The sequence below is a fragment of the Bartonella sp. AA83SXKL genome (assembly GCF_042196965.1).
Taxonomy (GTDB): Bacteria; Pseudomonadota; Alphaproteobacteria; order Rhizobiales; family Rhizobiaceae; genus Bartonella.
In genome coordinates this window covers 1-724 of the sequence record NZ_JBHIRG010000181.1, presented here as the reverse complement: position 1 = coordinate 724, position 724 = coordinate 1, and the positions used below count along the sequence as shown (strand labels likewise).

Below are 724 nucleotides of genomic sequence, written 5' to 3'. Positions count from 1 at the left end.
TTGGGTTGATAGTGGATGAGCGCTCTTTTGTGAACGCTGTTGTAGGCTTGAATGCAACAGGAGGATCTACTAATCATGCAATTCATTTAATTGCTATGGCTGCTGCTGCGGGTATTCTATTGACATGGCATGATATTGCAGAAATTTCGTCAGTCGTGCCTCTTTTAGCACGAATTTACCCCAATGGTTTGGCTGATATCAATCATTTTCACGCAGCTGGTGGTATGGGATTTGTTATCCGCGAATTGATTGAGGCAGGTTTAGTTCATGAAGATGTTTGTACAGTTTTTGGTAAAGATCTCAATGCTTATGCAATTGAAGCAAAGCTTTGCAATGATGACAATGTAGTGCGCGAGCCTGCTTTAAATGAAAGTGCTAATCATAAAGTATTAACAGGATGGAGAAAGCCATTTCAGTCTGATGGTGGTATTCGTATTTTATTGGGAGACTTAGGCACAGCTATTATGAAAGTTTCATCCGTCAAATCAGAGTATTGGCGGATTGAAGCTCCAGTTCTTGTCTTTAATGATCAAGAAGAACTGCAAGAGGCTTTTAAAGCGGGGGTGTTGAATGATAAAGACTTTATTGCTGTCATTCGTTACCAAGGGCCAAAAGCTAATGGTATGCCAGAGCTTCATAAATTAACGACAATTTTAGGTGTTTTACAAGATCGTGGTCAAAAGGTGGCATTGGTAACGGATGGTCGTATGTCCGGTGCATCAGG

At 40.9% G+C, this 724-nt stretch carries 1 protein-coding gene; it reads left to right on the top strand.

Annotation, left to right across the window (positions count from 1 at the left end; genetic code table 11):
• Positions 1–724: dihydroxy-acid dehydratase (locus ACFINO_RS10465; RefSeq protein ID WP_375655776.1), on the top strand; the 724-nt coding region annotated here is incomplete at both ends.